Origin of the sequence: Microtetraspora fusca (genome assembly GCF_001570365.1) — a bacterium.
Taxonomy (GTDB): domain Bacteria; phylum Actinomycetota; class Actinomycetes; order Streptosporangiales; family Streptosporangiaceae; genus Microtetraspora; species Microtetraspora fusca.
On sequence record NZ_BBYK01000016.1, the window covers coordinates 1 to 1,182 of the forward strand.

Genomic DNA, 1,182 nt, shown 5'->3' on the forward strand with positions numbered 1-1,182 from the left:
GCGTACGGCGTACAAGGTGCGGGTCTACCCCACCCCCGAACAGGCTGCGGCGCTGAACCGCACGTTCGGATGTGTACGCCTGGTCTGGAACACGGTCCTCGCGTGGCGGCACGCCCGCTACCACGCCGAGGGTGTGAAAACCTCCTACGCGCAGACCGACCGGTACCTGACCGAACTGAAACGCGACGGCGACCACGACTTCCTGTACGAAGTGTCCTCGGTGCCGTTGCAGCAGGCGTTGCGGCACCAGTACACGGCGTTCGTGAACTTCTTCGCCGGCCGCGCCCGCTACCCGCGTTTCAAGTCCCGGCACGGCCGCCAGTCCGCGACCTACACCCGGTCGGCGTTCCGCTGGCGCGACGGCCGGTTGTTCCTCGCGAAAATGGACGGCCCGGTCGAGTTCGTGTGGTCCTGGCCCGATGTGGACCCAGCCGCGATCGACCCGACGATGGTGACCGTGTCCCGCGACCCTGACGGCCGCTGGTACGCCTCCTTCGCGGTGGAGACCGAGACCGAACCTGAGTCGCTGCCCGCGACTGGCGGGCAGGTCGGGATCGACCTCGGCGTGAGCGACTTCGCGGTCCTGCCACCGGGGAGAAGATCCCAACCCGCGCCACCTGGAGCGCAAGGCGAAGAATCTGGCCCGCTACCAGCGCAGGATGGCCCGCAAACAGCGGGGCAGCGCGAACCGGGCCAAGGCCAAGGCGAAGGTCGCCCGCGCCCACACCAAGGTCGCTGACGCCCGCGCTGACTTCCTGCACAAGACCAGCACCCGCCTGGTCCGCGACCACGACGTGATCGCGATCGAAGACCTTAACGTCAAGGGCATGGTGCGGAACCGGAAGCTGGCGCGGGTCATCTCCGACTGCGGGTGGGGGGAGTTCCGCCGCCAGCTGGAGTACAAGACCGCCAAGTACGGCCGCCACCTGATCGTGATCGACCGCTGGTATCCCAGCTCGAAGACGTGCAGCACGTGCGGGCACTTGCTCGCAGGGCTCTCGCTTGGCACTCGGATGTGGCAGTGCCCGTCCTGCGGCGCCCGGCATGACCGGGACGTCAACGCCGCGAAGAACATCCTGGCCGCTGGTCGAGCGGTGCTTGCCTGTGGAGCTGATGTAAGTCCGCAAGGGTCCTCCCTTCGGCGGTCGGCTGTGAAGCAGGAAGCCCAGCCCGTGAGGGCGG

General features: G+C 67.9%; 1 pseudogene. It reads left to right on the plus strand.

What is annotated here, in order from left to right:
• Window positions 1-1,182 (plus strand): annotated as a pseudogene (locus tag AWQ68_RS40295) (RNA-guided endonuclease InsQ/TnpB family protein); the annotation flags it as partial.